This is a genomic window from Actinoallomurus spadix (assembly GCF_024055725.1).
Lineage (GTDB): Bacteria > Actinomycetota > Actinomycetes > Streptosporangiales > Streptosporangiaceae > Actinoallomurus > Actinoallomurus spadix.
Genome location: NZ_JAMXMX010000008.1, coordinates 95680 through 111931, shown reverse-complemented (window position 1 = coordinate 111931; position 16252 = coordinate 95680). Strand labels below are relative to the sequence as shown.

Sequence of the window (16252 nt, the reverse complement as noted above, 5' to 3'; positions counted from 1 at the left end):
GGGAGAGGCGATGATCACCCTTCGCGGGCTGACCAAGCGGTACGGCGACACGACGGCGGTGCGGGACCTGTCGTTGGACATCGCGCCGGGGCGGGTCACCGGGTTCCTGGGCCCGAACGGTGCCGGCAAGTCCACCACCATGCGCATGATCTTCGGCCTGGACCCCGACGGGGTCCGGTGGATACGGGAGCTGGCGCGGTCCCTGGCCGCCGAGGGGCGCGCGGTCCTGGTCTCCAGCCACCTGATGAGCGAGATGCAGCTCACCGCCGACCAGCTGATCGTCATCGGGAGGGGACGCCTGCTGGCCGACGCCCCGATCGCGGAGGTCCTCGGCGGCGGCGCGCGCAGCCGGGTCGTGGTCCGCAGCCCCGACGCGGGGCGGCTGCGCGCGCTGGCCGACGCGCTCGCGGTGGAGCGGTCGGCGGTGGAGCGGGTGTCCGATCACGAACTCGCCGTCCGCGATGGGTCGATCGAACGGGTCGGCGACCTGGCCCACCGGCTCGGGGTGCCGCTGCACGGCCTGGAAGTGCGGACGGCGTCGCTGGAGCAGGCGTACATGGAGCTCACCGCGGACAGCGTCGAGTACGGAACGACGGCGGCGGTGCCGGAAGGGCGGGCCTGAACGATGACGATCACGATGACGGACGACCGGACTCGTACGAGGGCGCGCGGCGGGCTCCGCGGCGCGATCGCCGCGGAGTGGACGAAGCTGTGGTCGGTCCGCTCGACCTGGTGGTGTCTCCTGAGCGCGGGGCTGGTCATGGCGGCGGCCTGTGCGCAGCTCGCGGTCTCCCACGTCTACGACAACACGCACGCCGACCGGCCGCACCCCGGCGTCCTGTCCGCCGGGGACCTGGCGATCGAGGCGGTGACCCTGGTCCAGGTCGTGATCATCGCCCCCGCCATGCTGATGATCACCTCGGAGTACTCCACCGGATCGATCCGGTCGACGCTGCTGTGGACCCCGGTACGCCACCGCATGCTGCTGGCCAAGGTGACCGTGCTGGCTCCCGTGATGTTCGCGGTCGGGACCGCGCTCGCCCTGGCGGGCGCGGCGGTGGCCGATCCGATGATGGGACGCTGGGGGACGTTCCCGGTGACCGGAGTGGCCGCCGCGGCCCTGCGCGTCGGCGTGTACACCGCAGTGGTCGCGGCGTTCACGCTGGGCGCCGGCGCGGTGCTCCGGAGCGCCGTCGGCACGCTGACGTGCGTCTTCCTTCTCCTCATGGTGGTGCCGGCCCTGCTCGGGGCCGCCGGCGGTGCGGGCCGGCACGTCGCCGACGCCCTCCCGAGCATCGCCGGGCAGCACTTCATGGCAACGGACGCCCACCCCTACGGCCCGGCCGCCGGCCTGGCCGTGACCGCGGTCTGGGCCGTGGCCGCGCTGCTGGCCGGCGTGTGGACCCTGCACCGCCGCGACGCCTGATCCGGCGCCTGTGGCCCCCGGCGGTCAGTTCGCCGCGTGGAGGATCCCGGTCAGGGCGCCGAGGACGGCGTCGGGGCGTTCCTCGTGTATCCAGCCGTGCCCGACGTCGTCGAGGACCCGCTGTTCACCGCGGGGGACCGACGCGGCGAGCTCCGCGTGGACGGTGCGCTTCATGGCGTTGATCTCGCGCAGGAGGTCCTCCGGCCACAGGTGTGCCTGGGTGGGGTCGTGGCCCAGGGCGGTGAGCACGATGAGCGGCACGTCGGGCGGGGCGGGTGCGTTCCGGAGCTCGGCGGCGACTTCGGTGTAGAGGTTCTTGTCCTCGTTCCACGCCGTGCGCCACGCGGTGAGGTGGTACTCGATGAGCGGCCCGCGTACGGCGTCCGGCCAGGCCGCGAAGTGCCCGGCGAGCGCGTCACGGGAGCGCTGGATCTGATCCTCGGTCGGCTCCGGCAGCTCCCGGCTCTTCATCCGCTCCAGCATTTCGGGGACCTGCCGGGGCGCGCGGTCGAGGAAGTCCTCGTGGCGGGGTCGAGCAGGAGCAACCCGGCCACCTCGCCGGGGAAGCGCTGCGCGTAGTGGCGTGCGTAGGCGCCGCCCAGCCGGCGGAGAGTCCGGGCGACCCGGCGGCCGGTCACCAGGCATAGGCCTCCGGGGCGGGGCCTGGCCCGGGGAAGATCTCGTCGAGGCGGTCCAGCTCGCTTGAGCCGAGACGCACGTCCAAGGCGCCGACCGCGCGCTCGAGATGGTCGAGCGTGCGAGGGCCGATGATCGGCCCGGTGACTCCCTCCTGGTGCAGCAGCCAGGCCAGGGCCACGTCCGCCGGGTGCCGGCCCAGTCCGTCGCAGAACTCCTCGTACGCCACCACCCGGGGCCGGACGGCTGCCAGGCGCTTCTCGGTGAGGTCGGAGCCGCTCGACCGGCCGGGTCCGTCCTTCCGGAGGATCCCGCCCAGGATGCCCCCGTACAGCGGTGACCAGGGGATGAAACCGAGCCCGTAGTCGCGGGCGGCCGGAAGCACCTCGAGTTCGGCGGTGCGCTCGGCGAGGTTGTACAGCGACTGCTCGCTGACCAGGCCAAGGGAGCTCCGGCGCGCGGCCGCCTCGTTCGCCTGCGCGATGTGCCAGCCGGCGAAGTTCGAGGAACCGACGTAGAGAACCTTGCCCTGCGCGACCAGAACGTCCATGGCCTGCCAGAACTCCTCCCACGGAGTGTTCCGATCGACGTGGTGGGCCTGGTAGAGATCGAGGTGGTCGGTCCGTAGCCGGCGCAGGGAGTCCTCGACCTGCCGCCGGATGTGCCTGGCGGACAGCCCGCGGGTGTTCGGCCCCTCGCCCATCGGCTCGTACACCTTGGTGGCGAGCACGACGTCGTCCCGCCGGCCGCTCTTCTCCAGCCAGCGCCCGATGATCTGCTCGGTCCAGCCCTCACCGAGCCGCCAGCCGTAAATGTTCGCGGTGTCGAAGAAGTTGATCCCCAGGTCGAGGGCGCGATCCATGATGGCGTGGGCGGTCTCCTCCGGAGTGTCGGGACCGAAGTTCATCGTGCCGAGCACGAGCCGGGAGACCTGCAGGCCGGTACGGCCGAGACGTGTGTATCGCATGGCGCCGACGCTAAGGTTTCACATCGATGTGAAGGTCCAGCCGAACCATCGTGGAGTAAGTCACATGCGCATCGGTGAGCTGTCACGACGGACCTCGGTCAGTACGAGACTGCTGCGCTACTACGAGGAGCAGGGACTGCTCGTCCCGGAGCGGCTGCCGAACGGCTACCGCGAGTACGCCGAGGACGCCCCCATGATCGTCGCTCAGATCCGCGGGCTCCTCGACGCAGGGCTGTCAACGGACGTCATCCGGGAGCTGCTGCCGTGCGCCGAGGGCAAGAGGCCCCGGCTCACCGGCTGTCCGGAGCTGCGCGACATCCTCCGGCAGTCCCTGGAACGCATGCAGTCCCGCATCGACGCCCTCACCCACAACCGGGACGCGCTCCTGCGATACCTGGAGGCGGCCGAGACCGTCGCGTCCGCGCAGGGCTGACCGCCGGAGTACGGTCGGAGAGGTGCGCTTCGCGATCTCGATCCCGTCCCGGGGCGGTTTTGGCGGCTCGACCTGATCCTCGTCGCCTGGCCTGAGACGGGAAGGGCCGGTGACCCGACAGCGGGTCACCGGCCCTCCTCCTGCCCGGCTCGGCCGATCCTCCGGCCACGTTCCTGGGGGCGGCCGGTTCGACGACCGGGCGGTCAACGGAGCCCAGGGGCACCATCAGAGAGTCCGAGAACTCCCTGATCGAAGATCATTTGAACGATCATATCGAGTCCGTGGTGCACTTGCGCCAACACCGAGTCAAGGCGCGCCTGACACTTACGGGCCACGGCGAGTACCGGCCCCTCACCTCCGCACTCGCCGTGGCCCCTGCCGCGCGACCGGTTTTCGGGGGAAGACCCGATCGCGCGGAGCCTCGTCAGCCGCCGCACCGCGCCCAGACGGTCTTGCCGTCGCCCTCCGGCCGCCAGCCCCACTCGGTGGCGTACGCCCGGACGATGAACAGCCCCCGGCCGCCCTCCTCGTCCAGCCCGGCGTCCCGGATCGCGGGCTCGCCGTCGCCGGAGTCCCGCACCTCCACCAGGACGGCCCGGTCGCCCGGACGGCTGATCGTCAGCTCGAACACGGCACCGAGCCGTGCGGCGTTGGACACCAGCTCGGTCGTGACGAGGTGCACGTCGTCCAGCAGCTCCGGCAGCGCCCAGTCCCGCAGTCGCCGCTCGACCGCCAGCCGGGCCACCTTGGCGGCGCCCGGATGCGGTCCCAGCTTCAGGGAGTACGAGTCGGCGATCATGGCCCTGCCCATCGCGTCCGTCGGGGGATTGTCGATTCGCCTCTTACTCTGTTGCCATGTGACTACGCTCGGCAATGGAAGCGGCCCGACAACCCCCGACAGCGACAGCCCGGAGGGCGACATGGGATATCGGCGCGAGGTCGACCCGACGACATCAGTGGCGGCGCTCTTCGCCCACAAACTCCGCAAGTACCGCGACGCCAACGGCTGGACGCAGGACGCCCTCGCCGACCGCGTCGGCTGCACCGGCGACCTCATCTCGAAGATCGAAACCGCCAAACGCTCCGCGACGACCTCCATGTCCGAGGACTTCGACCGGCTGTTCGCCCTCGACGGCTACTTCGCCGAACTCCAGCCGCTCGCCGCCCGCGAGCTGGCTCTCGGCTGGTTCCGCCCGTTCCTCGAAGCGGAGGGCACGGCGTCCTCCATGCACATCTTCGAGCCGATGCTGATCACGGGCCTCCTCCAGAACGAGGACTACGCCCGCGCCGTCCTCGCCGCCGGCAACCACCCCGACAGGGTCGAACAACTGGTGGCGACCCGCATGGAGCGCCAGCAGATCCTCCGCCGCGACGAGCCCCCCTGGATCGTCCTCCTGCTCGCCGAGTACGCCATCCGCCGCAAGGTAGGCGGCCCAGAAGTGATGCGCGCCCAGCTCCAACGCCTCCTCGACGCAATGAAAGAGCCAGACATCACCGTCCAGGTCCTCCCGGAGGAGGCGCCGATCTACCTCTCGATGCCTTTCACGATTATGGGCTTTCGACGGTCGGCCAGAGGTGGCCTATGCGGAGACGGTCGAAATCCCGAGTGGTATCACGAAGGAGCATCGGCACGTCGGCAGGCTCAAAGCCCGCTTCGACTTGGTCAGAGCGGCCGCATTGACCGCTGCGGCGTCCGAGGAGTTCATCCGTTCTGTCCAGGAGGACATATGAACACGGAAGAGCCGCGGTCTGTCCAATGGCGTCGTAGCGCGCGGAGCAATGAGGAGGGCGGGCAGTGCGTGGAGGTGGCCGTCGTCGAGGAGGTCCGTGTCGGCGGCTGAGCGGGTGGCGCGTAGTGGGTGCATCGCGTGTGAGCTGAGCTCTGGGGTGCGGCCGTTGCCGGGCGGGCGGCTGCACGAGAGCGCCGGCTGGGTCGTTGAGCACTGTGTCGGTCCACTCGGCGTCGGCACGCTCGTGGTCAAGCCGCTGCGGCATGTCCTGCACGTGGCAGACCTCGACGAGACGGAGAGCGCGGCGCTCGGCCCGCTGCTGCGGCGGACGGCGGCGGCCGTCACGGAGGTGGTCCGGCCGGAGCAGGTCTACGTCTGCCTGTGGTCCCATGCGGGCGGAAAGCCGGGCCACATCCACTTCGTCGTCCAGCCGATCACGAAGGCGGACATGACCCGCTTCGGAGCGTCCGGCCCGGAGCTGCAACGCGCGATGTCCGGCACCGGCCGGTTGCCCGACGAGGCCGCCGTGGCCGCCGTCTGCGCCCGCCTGCGCCCGCTCCTCGCCGGCCGCTAGCCGTTGGCTGGGTGTGTTTCACCTGCACAGTGCGGGGTTGGTTCTGGCCGGCGCCGGGGGCGGCGGCTTGTTTCCCAGGGGCGTCTACCCAAACGAGAGGATTCTTCCCTCAGTGGACGCTGACGGGAACAAGGTGGCCCCCGGTGGTGCCCGCTCTGCCCGAGATGGTGCGTTGTGTCCCTGAGCGTGCGGTGATGACGACGAGCCACCATCACGAGATCGCTGGTCCGGGCGATCCGCGAACGCCGAAGCGGCCCGGTGCATGCTTCCCCGCACCCGTATGGTCACGCTCGTCCGGCTAGGCGGCCTCGACCCTGCCGTCTGATCACGAGCCGTTCTCACACGAACTGCTCCTCCGCGAGCCGGAGCGGAACCTGACCAGGACACCGTGCTGTCGGTGATCTCCTGCCGGCCGAGGCCGAGGCGGGCGAGGTCTCCCACCTCCGGGTCGTGGTGAGTGCCGAGGATGTTCGTTGTGGACGCGATGAAGACCCTCGGCGGCCCTTCCGGCTCAGAGTTCCAGGACGGCGCGGTAGTGGGCGCGGCCGCGGCGGACGTGGTCCAGTGCCTCGTCCATGCGTGCCGCAGGGAAGATTTCCACCATCGGGCGGATGTCGTGCCGGGCGGCGAAGTCGAGCATCTGCCGGGTCTCCGTGGGGGACCCCGTGACGCCTCCGACGATGGTCCGTTCGCCGGGGAGGAGGCTGAGCGGGCTGATGGTGAGCGCACCGCTGGGAAGACCGACGACGCACAACGTGCCGCGCGGGCGCAGGGTCGCCAGGTAGGCGTCCCACGGCAGGTCGGCCGAGACGGTCGAGAGCACGAAGTCGAAGGAGTTCGACACCCGCTCGAGACCCGGTGCCTCGGTCGTCGCGACGAAGTCGTGGGCGCCGAACCGGCGGGCGTCGTCGCGTTTGGCGGGGGTGGTGGAGATGGCGGTCACATGGCAGCCCCACTTCGCGAGGAACTGGATCGCCAGGTGCCCCAGGCCGCCGATCCCGACGACGGCGACGCGGTCCGTCGGCCTGACCCCGTGGTGGAGGAGCGGGGGGAAGACCGTCGTCCCGGCGCACAGGAAGGGACCCGCGTGCTCGGAGGCGATGGCGTCGGGGATGGGGTGGACATGCCGCCAGTCGCCGGCGCGGACATGGCTGGCGAAGGCCCCTCCGGTCCCGCGGACCACCACGTTGTCCTTGGCAGGGCACAGTTGCTGCCGGCCGCTGAGGCACCATTCGCAGGCGAAGCATGATCCGGCCGTGGCTCCGACGCCCACGCGCCGGCCGACCGTCACCCGGGTGGGGTCGACGGCCTCGCCCACGGCCTCGACGACGCCGACCGCTTCATGGCCGGCGACCACGGGGAACCTCGCGATGCCCCACTCGTCGTCGATCATGGCGAGGTCGGTGTGGCAGATCCCGCAGTGGGTCACTCTGACCTCGACCTCGAGCGGCCCCAGGGGCGCCGGCTCGTACTCGTGCACCCGCACGGGGCCGCCCGCCTGTTCGACGGCGTACGCACGCCTCATCATCATTCGCCCCCTTATAACTAACTAGATAGTTACAACCTAGGTCGCTGCTTCAGGGGTGTCAACCAGCCGGTCGGATAGCATCGGCGGATGCGCGTCCGCGATGCCGAGGCCACCCGCCGCAGGCTCCTCGTCGCCGCCACCGCCGACTTCGCCGCCCACGGCATCGCCGGCGCCCGGGTCGACCGGATCGCGGCCGAGGCCGGAGTGAACAAGGCGCTGCTGTACTCCCACTTCGGCGACAAGCGCGGCCTCTTCGACGCCGTCTTCCGCATGAACGCGGACGCCGTCGTGGAGACGACCCCGTTCACCGCCGAGGACCTCCCGGGCTACGCCGTGCGCCTGTACGACGCGGCGGTCGAGCGGCCGGAGCTGATCCGGCTCGCCACCTGGGCACGGCTCGAACGCGTCACGGACGGGAGCCTCGTGATCGACGAGGCGGCGAGCGAGGCCAAGGTACGGGCGATCGCCGAAGCGCAGCGCACCGGCCACGTCACACCCGCGATGGAGCCGCGCGACGTGCTCGCGCTGGTCATCGCGATGGCCCTGGCCTGGTCGTGCGCGAGCCTGTCCTACGTCGCCGCTCCCGGCGATCCGGACGCGGAGCATGAACGCCGCAGGCAGGCCCTGGCCACGGCGGTGTCCCGGGCCTTCGGCCCCTGATCGGCGCCGGGAGACGGGTCAGGCGTCGGGCCAGATACGGCGCTTGGCGGGGACGGCCATCAGGTCGCCGACGACGAACTCCTGCTGCGGTCCCTGCCAGGCGAACGGCATGAACACCGCGAGGGCGCAGCCCGACTGGTGCTCGGCCTCCATCGCGACCGCGTCGACGGTCCCGGCCGGGGGCGCCATCGCGTCGATCCGCCAGTCCGTGGACCGGCGGAGCCGGACGTCCACGGGAGCGGTGTCGCCGGGCGACGGCTCCTTCATGCGCACGTAGTAGGTGATCACGGCGCACCGCAGCTCGGCCGCGCGGGCGCGGTAGCCCTCGGCGAGGTGGTGCAGCGCGCCGGCGGTGGCCGTGGCGTCGTAGGCGTAGTCCGCGTCGTACTGCCCGGCCTTCCGCAGCACGCCGTCGGCGTCCATGACCAGGCCGAACGGGTAGAGCAAGCTCGCGTCGGGCTCCGGGCGGAGACGGCCCTCGGCGCCTTCCAGCGCGGCCGCGAGGCAGGCGTCCATGTCGCCGCGCGCCCGTCGCGGGACGGAGCCGTCCATCAGCATCAGCGTCAACGTCTGCATCGGATGCGGATAGGTGGGCGGGAAGTCGCCTGCGGCTCGCCAGGAGGACACGGCCGAGATCCTAATCGACGAGGATGCGGCCGGTAGGGCGACTTCCCGGATGGGCGGTGAATGCACCGATTCGCGGGCCGCCGGACGCGGCCGGTACGGGTGCTCAGCGGTACGGGTGCTCAGCGGGACAGGTCGCCGTTCTTGAGCCAGGCGCTCCAGGGGTAGTTCCAGTACTTCCAGTCGCCCTCGTTGGGCTCGTCGACGAAGTGGCGGGACGTTCCGGTGATCTTGACGATGTCGCCGCGCTGCGCGATGCCGAAGAAGTACCGGGCACCGGTCGGCGAGGTGCGGACGCAGCCGTGGCTGGCGTTGCGGACGCCGAGGGCGTCGAACTCCCCGACGCTCTGGTGGACGTACTCGCCGCCCATCGAGATCCGCACCGCGAGGTGGACGTCCTCCTTGTAGTAGTCGCAGCCGGACTGGTCCGGCTTGCAGTTCGGCGACTCCATCTGCACCACCTGCTTCTTCTCCCTGGTCAGGTGGATGCCGCTGGTGGTGGTGTACTCCCGGGTGGTGCCCTTGCCCATGCTGATCCGGAAGGTCCGCGTCAGGCCGTCGTGGTCGATCCTCATCCGGTGGGTGCGAGCGTCGGCGACCGTGATGTTCGCCGCGCCGATGGCGAAGGTCCTGGTGAGGTCCGCCGTCCCGTACACGCCCCTGGCGGCGCGCACGCCGGCCAGGTGCGCGGCGAGGGTCACGTTCTGGTGCGGCTGCCAGTACCGGCGGGGCCGGTAGACGACCTGCCGGTCCGACATCCAGTGCCAGGCGCCCTCGTCGGCCTTGTCCGCCCGCACCTCGAGGGCGCGCGTGACCCGGTCGCGGTCGGCGACCGGGCCGTCGAACGTCACGATGATCGGCATCCCGACGCCGACCCTCTCACCGGCCTGCGGTGTGACGTCGGCGACGCCGATCCGGTGGGTGGCCGGCGCCGTACGGAAGCGGCTCATCACCGCGGTGACCCGGCCCTGGCGGTTCCGGGCGACGGCCTTCACCTGGTACCAGACGCCCGGCCTCAGGGTCCACACGGTCCGCCACGACCGGCGGTCGGCGCCGAACGCGCCCGGCGTCGCGGTGCCGTCCTGCCGTACGTCCACTTCGTCCAGCCGCCCGCCGGAGACGGTGACCTCGATGCTGCGATCCGGCCGTACGGTGCGCCTGCCGTCGGCCGGGCTGATCTTGATCGTCGCGTCCACCGCGGCCGGGGTCGCCTTCCGGCCGCCATCGGAGCAGGCCGGCGTCAGGGCGACGGTCGCGGCGGCGATGGCCAGACCGGCGAACAGCCGCCTGTTCCTCATGTGGATCTTCACTCTCTATGAGATGCGCGTACGGCGGGCAGGTTCGCCGGAGCGGCGTACGACCCAAGCATCCGTCGAGACGGCGCCGAACGCCGCGATTCCGCGCGGCGTGTCCGCGACGGTCGGCGTAGAGGATGCCCTTACCCGCCCGGGGAGAAGATGTCCTCGGCCGTGACGGTGAGCGTGTCCGGATCGGCGTTGATGATCTCTTCGTGCCCGCAGACGGCGTAGCGGAGACTCTCCACGTCGTCCGTCAGGCCGAGCGCCTTGGCGTGGAGTTTCGCGGTGATGCGCCGGGCGTCGATACGACGTCCCCACTTCGACTCCCCGACCAGCACGGGGACGCGGGTGCGGTCCGGCTCGGCCAGAGCGACGGCGTCGATCTGGTCCTGACCGTCCTTCCTCCACCACGGGCCGATCGCCACGACCCCCTCGCCGAGGTCACCCCGAGCGGCCAGTCGCCAGAGATGGTCGCGGAACGCCTCCTCGTAGGCCGGGCCCATGTGCTCGTCGAGTCGCTTGAGCAGGGCGGGCAGGACGTTCTCGCCGTGGCCGCGTTCGATCTCACTGCGGTATCGCAGGAGGGGCCCCAGGTAGAACGCGAGGAAGTTGTCGGCGATGCGGTAGATGCGGCGCCGGGAGCGCTGCGGATCGTCGGTCACCGGGATGACGCGTTCGATGAGCCGGGCCTCGAGCAGCCGTTCCAGGACACGACTGGGGTCGGCGCCGATCGTGTCCTCGATCTCGTGATGGCGTGTCTTCCCGGCCGCGATGGCGTACAGGGTCGCCGCCGCGTGATCCGCCCCCACCTCGGTCAGCATGATCAGCCTTCCCTCGGTCAGCAGGGGACTGCCCGGGCGGCAGGCCAGCCGCGCGACGTTGTCCGTCACCGACATCTCCTGACGCCACCACGTGAGGTACAACGGCATGCCGCCGACGATGCCGAAGACGCGGGCGCGATCGACAGGGGACAGGCCGGGCAGCAGCAACGACGCTTCGTGCGGGCGGAAAGGGTGTACCGGCAGGGCGAGGTTGAAGCGCCCGTACAGAGGCGCCCGGGTCTGCTGGATCGACCACATCGTCCGGACCGCCGAGCCGCACAGGAGCAGGCGCAGGCGGGTCCTGCCCATCGTGCGGTCGAGGAAGGCCCGCAGAATGCCCGGCAGTGCCGGCGAGGTCGCGATGAGCTCGGGGAACTCGTCGAGGACGAGGAGGATGGGCTGCTCCTGGGCGGCGCGGGCGAGGTGGTCGAGGAGGTCCTCCCAGTCCCGATAGGGCGTCGCCTCCAGGTCGCGCAGGTCGGTGGGAAGAACGGTCGCGGCCTGCCGGGACAGCGCCGCGAGTTCGGCCGCGGCCGGCTCCCCGACGCCCGTGTGGAACACGACACGTGGCAGGTCTTCGGCGAAGCGCTGGATCAGTGCCGTCTTGCCGACCCGGCGTCGCCCCCACACCAGGGCCGGGCGCTCCGAATCGTGCGCCCACCAGTCGCGGAGCAGGGCCAGCTCCTGCTCTCGTCCCACGAAGGCCATCGCTCCCCCTGCTCGACCTGCCGCTATCAACCTGCATCTGATGTTACCTGCATCGAATGCAGGTAGCGTCGGATGCAGGTTGAGTCGGCGCGCTGGTGCGGTCACATGAACCGTGTCCGGAGGCCGGTAGTGTTGGGGGGCTATGAAGACGATCGTTCATCTGCTGCGCCACGGCGAGGTGCACAACCCCGAGGGTGTCCTCTACGGGCGGCTGCCGGGCTACCACCTCAGCGACGACGGCCGGCTGATGGCGAAGTCGGCGGCCAAGTGGTTCGACGGGCGCGACATCACCGTGCTCGTGTCCTCGCCGATGGAGCGCGCCCAGGAGACCTCCGAGCCGATCGCCGAGACGCTCGGGCTGCCGGTCGGCACCGACGAGCGCCTGATCGAGGCCGCGAACCACTTCGAGGGCCACACGTTCGGCGTGGGCGACGGGTCGCTGCGCCGCCCGGAGCACTGGCCGTTCCTCTGGAACCCGTTCCGGCCGTCCTGGGGCGAGCCGTACGAGGAGATCGCCCAGCGCATGCTGGCCGCGATGGCCGACGCGCGCGACGCCGCGCGCGGGCACGAGGCGGTGTGCGTGAGCCACCAGCTGCCGATCTGGGTGACGCGGCGGCGGGTCGAGGGACGCCGGATGTGGCACCACCCGGGGCGCCGGCAGTGCGCGCTGGCCAGCGTGACCAGCTTCACCTACGACGACGACCGCATCGTCAAGGTCGACTACGCGGAGCCGGCGGGCGACCTGTCGCGCCGCCCCAGTGTCCCCGGCGCCTGAGCCCTCCTGCACAATAGAAGCGAGTACTACACGATGTAGTAGTAGGAGTGTGCCCGTGACCCCCCGTGCCCTGACCCTTCCGGCAGTGATCCTTCTCGGTGCCGGCGTGCTCGCGGGATGCGCGGGCACCGACGCGGTGCAGAGCGGCGCCGGGAACTCCGACTCGCGCTATGTCGCGGGCGACAACTCCAGCCAGATCATCAAGAACCGCAAGCCCGCACCACAGGTGAAGGGCACCACGCTCGACGGCAAGGCGTTCGACCTCGCCGCGCAGCGCGGCAAGGTCACCGTCGTCAACTTCTGGGCGTCCTGGTGCGCGCCGTGCCGTGCCGAGGCGCCGACGATGGAGCAGATCTACGAGCAGACCAAGGGCTCGGGCGTGGAGTTCCTCGGCGTGGACATCAAGGACGGCAAGGGCAACGCGCAGGCGTTCGTCCGCACCTTCAAGATCACGTACCCGAGCCTGTACGACCAGGCCGGGCAGGTGGCGCTGGCCTTCCGCGACATCCCGCCGAACGCCGTGCCCTCCACGCTCATCGTCGACCGGCAGGGCAAGGTCGCCGTCCGCGTCATCGGCAGCGTCCCGTACTCCCGGCTCCGGGACCTCGTCACCAAGGTCGCGGCCGAGAAATGAGCCGTACCCCGACGCGCCGTCGCGCCGTGACCGCCCCGGCCACGGCCGTACGGGGGTGAGCGCGTGGTGAGCACGGTCACCAGCGGGTCGCTCGTCATGGCGGTCCCGGTCGCGGCGGCGGCCGGGCTCGTGTCGTTCCTGTCCCCGTGCGTGCTGCCCCTGGTGCCGGGCTACCTGTCGTACGTCACCGGGATGAGCGGCGCGGACCTGGGGGAGCGGCGGCGGGGGCGGCTGGTGCTCGGGGTCGCGCTGTTCGTCCTCGGCTTCACGGTCGTGTTCGTGAGCGCCGGGCTGGCGTTCGGCGGGTTCGGCGCGCTTCTGCAGCGGCACGCGGACGTGATCACGAAGGTCCTGGGCGGGGTGACGATCCTGCTCGGCCTGGCGTTCATGGGCTTCATCCCCGGGCTGCAGCGGACGGTCAAGTCGAGCCGCCTGCCCGCCGCCGGGGTGGCGGGCGCGCCGTTCCTCGGCGCGCTGTTCGGGCTCGGCTGGACGCCCTGCATCGGCCCGACCCTCGCCGCCGTGCAGGCGATGGCCTACACCGAGGCGAGCGCGACGCGCGGGGCGCTGCTGTCCTTCGCCTACTGCCTCGGCCTGGGCGTGCCGTTCCTGCTCACGGCCGTCGCGTACCGTAAGGCCCTGGGCGCGTTCGGCTGGGTCAAGCGCCACTACCAGGCCGTGACGCGCATCGGCGGTGGCCTGCTGGTCGCCATCGGGCTGCTCCTGGTGACGGGGCTGTGGAGCGACCTGACCGTCCAGCTGCAGAGCTGGGTCTCCGGTTTCAAGACGGTGATCTGATGAGCTTCGACAAGGGGGCACGCCCGTGAGCGTCGACGCTCCTGAGACACAGGCCGCGCCGCAGGCGCCACGGGAGCGCCCGGCGGGCATCGGCCTGTTCGGCTGGCTGCGGTGGGGCTGGCGGCAGCTCACCTCGATGCGCACGGCGCTGGTGCTGCTGTTCCTCGTCGCGCTCGGCACCGTGCCCGGCTCATTCCTGCCGCAGCGGGGGCTCGCGCCGGAGAAGGTCACGGCCTTCTTCCAGCAGCACAAGACGCTCGCCCCCTGGTTGGACCGGCTCTCCCTGTTCGACGTGTTCGCCGCGCCCTGGTTCGCGGCGATCTACATCCTGCTGTTCGTCTCCCTGGCCGGCTGCGTGCTGCCGCGGGCGAAGCACCACTTCGTCCAGCTGCGCTCCCGCCCGCCGAAGGCCCCGCGTAACCTCGGCCGGCTGCCGGAGTCCGCGTCGTACGAGACGGACGCCGCCCCCGACGAGGTGCTCGCCGAGGCGCGCGCGATCCTGAAGGACCGGCGGTTCCGCGTCGACGCCCACGACGACGCGGTCGCCGCCGAGAAGGGGTACCTCCGCGAGACCGGCAACCTGGTCTTCCACTTGGCCCTGCTCGTGCTGCTGTTCGCGGTCGGCTCCGGCGCGGCCTTCGGCTACAAGGGCAACGTCCTGGTGACCGAGGGGGAGGGCTTCTCCAACACCGTCGCGTCGTACGACGCGTTCAAGGGCGGCCGCAGCTTCACCGCCTCGAAGCTGCCGCCCTTCACCGTCTGGCTCGACTCCTTCTCGGCGAGCTACCTGCCGAGCGGCCCCAACCGAGGCCAGCCGACGAACTTCTCCGCCAAGGTCCGGTACCAGAACGGCCTGAGCTCCCCGGTCCGGTCCTACGACCTGAAGGTCAACCACCCGCTGAACGTCGACGGGGCGCGGGTCTACCTCCTGGGTCACGGCTACGCGCCGCGCTTCACCGTGCGCGACGGCAAGGGCCAGGTCGCCTTCCAGGGCGCGGTGCCGTTCCTGCCGACCAACGAGGCGACGTACGCCTCCGAGGGCGTCATCAAGGTGCCGGACGCCCAGCCCGACCAGCTCGGCTTCATCGGGCTGTTCTGGCCTACCGCCGTGCCGAACCAGCAGGGCAAGGTCGTCTCGGCCTTCCCCGCCGCCTGGAACCCGCAGGTCGCGCTGTTCGCCTTCAAGGGCGACCTCGGCCTGTCCAACGGCGCCCCGCAGTCGGTGTACAAGCTGGAGACCGGCAAGCTCAAGCCGATCCTGATGGGCAACAAGGTCAAGCCGCTCGCGGCCGGGCAGACGCTGCAGCTGCCGGGCGGCGCCGGGTCGGTGACCTTCGACGGTTACCGCCAGTACGTCACCCTGCAGGTCAACCATGACCCCGGCCGGGTCCCCGCGCTCGCCGCCGGCATCGTCGCGATCCTGGGCATCGTGACCTCCTTCCTCGTGCGCCGCCGCAGGGTATGGGTCCGTGCGAAGGCCGCCGAGGGCGGGCGTACCGTGGTCCAGGTCGGAGGGCTCACCCTCGGCGGTGCCACTCCCGACTTCGAAGCGATCGTCGAGCGGCTCAAGAAGGCCGCCCCGGAACAGCCCCGGAGCACGGCTCCGGACGAATCCCCGAATATGGACGAGGAGTGACGGCCGTGGTCGACCCCCATCTGGCCCACCTGAGCAATCAACTGATGCTCGGGGCGGTGCTGCTCTACGTCGTCGCCATGGTCGGGTACGCCGCCGACATCTCGTTCGGGCGGCGGCGCGTCGCGGCCGTGCCGGAGGAGGCGAAGGTCCTCGTCGGCGCGGGCGGTCCCGAGGCCGTGGAGGACGCGCAGGAGACCGAGACCGAGACCGAGGACGAGGACGAGCGCCGCCGGGTCGACTGGGGCCGGTTCGCGATCCTGCTCAACGTGCTCGCCTGGGGCGTGCACGGCGCCGAGATCGTCACGCGTGGCATGGCGGCCGACCGCGTGCCCTGGGGCAACATGTACGAGTTCGTGTCCGCGATCACGTTCGCGGCCGTGACCGTGTACCTCGTGATGCTCTGGCGCTACAAGACCAACTGGCTCGGCCCGTTCCTCATGGTGGCCGTCGTCATCGCGCTCGGCATCGCCACGATCTGGCTCTACGACGACCCGGGCCCGCTCCGCCCGGCGCTGCACTCGTACTGGATCGCGATCCACGTGACCGCCGCCGTCACCGCCACCGGAACGTTCACCGTCGCCGGCGTCTCGACGATCCTCTACCTCCTCAGGGCCCGCCGGACGGCGCCCAAGCCGGGCGGCCTGCTGGAGCGGGTCCCCGACGCCGAGACGCTCGACCGCCTCGCCCACCGCACGATGATGTTCGGCTTCCCGATCTGGACGTTCGCCATCATCGCGGGCGCCATCTGGGCGGACTCCGCGTGGGGCCGCTACTGGGGCTGGGACCCCAAGGAGACGTGGTCGTTCATCACCTGGGTCGTCTACGCCGGGTACCTCCACGCCCGCGCCACCGCCGGCTGGCGGGGCCGCAAGGCGGCCATCATCTCACTGATCGCCTTCGCGTGCCTGCTGTTCAACTTCTTCGGGATCAACTACCTCGTTTCGGGAATGCACTCCTACGCGTGATCCTTTAACTCCCAGAGGCAACTTTTCACACACCTTGTG

The 16252-nt window shown here is 70.9% G+C and carries 18 protein-coding genes; 11 read left to right on the top strand and 7 right to left on the bottom strand.

All coding sequences use genetic code 11. The annotated features are described in order from the left end of the window. Positions 1-10: 10 nt before the first annotated feature. Positions 11-622: an ATP-binding cassette domain-containing protein gene (locus tag NE235_RS13860; protein WP_252802662.1), complete on the top strand. Its 612-nt coding sequence runs from the start codon at positions 11-13 to the stop codon at positions 620-622. Positions 623-625: 3 nt separating this feature from the next. Then, a complete protein-coding gene (locus NE235_RS13855) occupies positions 626-1426 on the top strand; it encodes an ABC transporter permease (RefSeq protein WP_252802660.1) in 801 nt (266 codons plus the stop codon). Positions 1427-1450: 24 nt separating this feature from the next. On the opposite strand, the gene NE235_RS13850 is transcribed toward NE235_RS13855, so the two are convergent. Together NE235_RS13850 and NE235_RS13845 are read right to left on the bottom strand one after the other, a co-directional pair. After that, the gene (locus NE235_RS13850; RefSeq protein WP_252802658.1) at positions 1451-1909 is read right to left on the bottom strand and encodes an alpha/beta fold hydrolase; all 459 of its coding nucleotides are present in this window, start codon (positions 1907-1909) and stop codon (positions 1451-1453) included. A gap of 151 nt (positions 1910-2060) precedes the next feature. Further along, on the bottom strand, positions 2061-3029 hold the full coding sequence (locus tag NE235_RS13845; protein ID WP_252802657.1) for an aldo/keto reductase: 969 nt from the start codon (positions 3027-3029) through the stop codon (positions 2061-2063). Positions 3030-3093: 64 nt separating this feature from the next. Here NE235_RS13845 and NE235_RS13840 point away from each other — a divergent pair, with 64 nt between their 5' ends. Next, positions 3094-3462 (top strand): MerR family transcriptional regulator, encoded by a 369-nt coding sequence (locus NE235_RS13840; protein ID WP_252802655.1) that lies wholly within the window; start codon positions 3094-3096, stop codon positions 3460-3462. Positions 3463-3886: 424 nt separating this feature from the next. On the opposite strand, the gene NE235_RS13835 is transcribed toward NE235_RS13840, so the two are convergent. After that, a complete protein-coding gene (locus NE235_RS13835; protein WP_252802653.1) occupies positions 3887-4273 on the bottom strand; it encodes an ATP-binding protein in 387 nt (128 codons plus the stop codon). 46 nt (positions 4274-4319) lie between these two features. On the opposite strand from NE235_RS13835, the gene NE235_RS13830 reads away from it, so the two are divergent. Both NE235_RS13830 and NE235_RS13825 read left to right on the top strand, forming a co-directional pair. After that, on the top strand, positions 4320-5303 hold the full coding sequence (locus tag NE235_RS13830) for a helix-turn-helix domain-containing protein (protein WP_252802644.1): 984 nt from the start codon (positions 4320-4322) through the stop codon (positions 5301-5303). Beyond that, positions 5290-5766 (top strand): HIT family protein, encoded by a 477-nt coding sequence (locus NE235_RS13825; protein ID WP_252802642.1) that lies wholly within the window; start codon positions 5290-5292, stop codon positions 5764-5766. Before NE235_RS13830 ends, NE235_RS13825 begins: the two co-directional genes overlap by 14 nt. Before the next feature lie 511 nt (positions 5767-6277). Here NE235_RS13825 and NE235_RS13820 read toward each other — a convergent pair. Continuing rightward, the gene (locus NE235_RS13820) at positions 6278-7297 is read right to left on the bottom strand and encodes an NAD(P)-dependent alcohol dehydrogenase (RefSeq protein ID WP_252802640.1); all 1020 of its coding nucleotides are present in this window, start codon (positions 7295-7297) and stop codon (positions 6278-6280) included. 84 nt (positions 7298-7381) lie between these two features. Between NE235_RS13820 and NE235_RS13815 the strand changes: the two genes are divergently transcribed. Further along, positions 7382-7954 (top strand): TetR family transcriptional regulator, encoded by a 573-nt coding sequence (locus NE235_RS13815; RefSeq protein ID WP_252802638.1) that lies wholly within the window; start codon positions 7382-7384, stop codon positions 7952-7954. An 18-nt stretch (positions 7955-7972) separates the two neighbouring features. On the opposite strand, the gene NE235_RS13810 is transcribed toward NE235_RS13815, so the two are convergent. The 3 genes from NE235_RS13810 to NE235_RS13800 form a co-directional block, all read right to left on the bottom strand. Further along, positions 7973-8581 (bottom strand): hypothetical protein, encoded by a 609-nt coding sequence (locus NE235_RS13810; RefSeq protein ID WP_252802636.1) that lies wholly within the window; start codon positions 8579-8581, stop codon positions 7973-7975. 119 nt (positions 8582-8700) lie between these two features. Next, the gene (locus NE235_RS13805; RefSeq protein WP_252802634.1) at positions 8701-9876 is read right to left on the bottom strand and encodes a L,D-transpeptidase; all 1176 of its coding nucleotides are present in this window, start codon (positions 9874-9876) and stop codon (positions 8701-8703) included. A gap of 140 nt (positions 9877-10016) precedes the next feature. After that, a complete protein-coding gene (locus NE235_RS13800; RefSeq protein WP_252802631.1) occupies positions 10017-11396 on the bottom strand; it encodes an ATP-binding protein in 1380 nt (459 codons plus the stop codon). A 151-nt stretch (positions 11397-11547) separates the two neighbouring features. Between NE235_RS13800 and NE235_RS13795 the strand changes: the two genes are divergently transcribed. The 5 genes from NE235_RS13795 (at position 11548) to ccsB (ending at position 16213) form a co-directional block, all read left to right on the top strand. Further along, positions 11548-12180: a histidine phosphatase family protein gene (locus NE235_RS13795; protein WP_252802629.1), complete on the top strand. Its 633-nt coding sequence runs from the start codon at positions 11548-11550 to the stop codon at positions 12178-12180. A gap of 55 nt (positions 12181-12235) precedes the next feature. Beyond that, positions 12236-12814 carry a TlpA family protein disulfide reductase gene (locus tag NE235_RS13790; RefSeq protein ID WP_252802627.1) on the top strand — a complete coding sequence of 193 codons (579 nt, stop codon included), beginning with the start codon at positions 12236-12238 and terminating at the stop codon, positions 12812-12814. A gap of 96 nt (positions 12815-12910) precedes the next feature. Next, positions 12911-13612: a cytochrome c biogenesis CcdA family protein gene (locus NE235_RS13785; RefSeq protein ID WP_252803120.1), complete on the top strand. Its 702-nt coding sequence runs from the start codon at positions 12911-12913 to the stop codon at positions 13610-13612. Positions 13613-13637: 25 nt separating this feature from the next. Then, entirely contained in the window at positions 13638-15248 is a 1611-nt protein-coding gene (gene resB, locus NE235_RS13780; protein WP_252802625.1) for a cytochrome c biogenesis protein ResB, read from the top strand. 5 nt (positions 15249-15253) lie between these two features. Beyond that, positions 15254-16213 (top strand): c-type cytochrome biogenesis protein CcsB, encoded by a 960-nt coding sequence (gene ccsB, locus NE235_RS13775; protein ID WP_252802623.1) that lies wholly within the window; start codon positions 15254-15256, stop codon positions 16211-16213. The last annotated feature ends 39 nt before the right edge of the window (positions 16214-16252 follow it).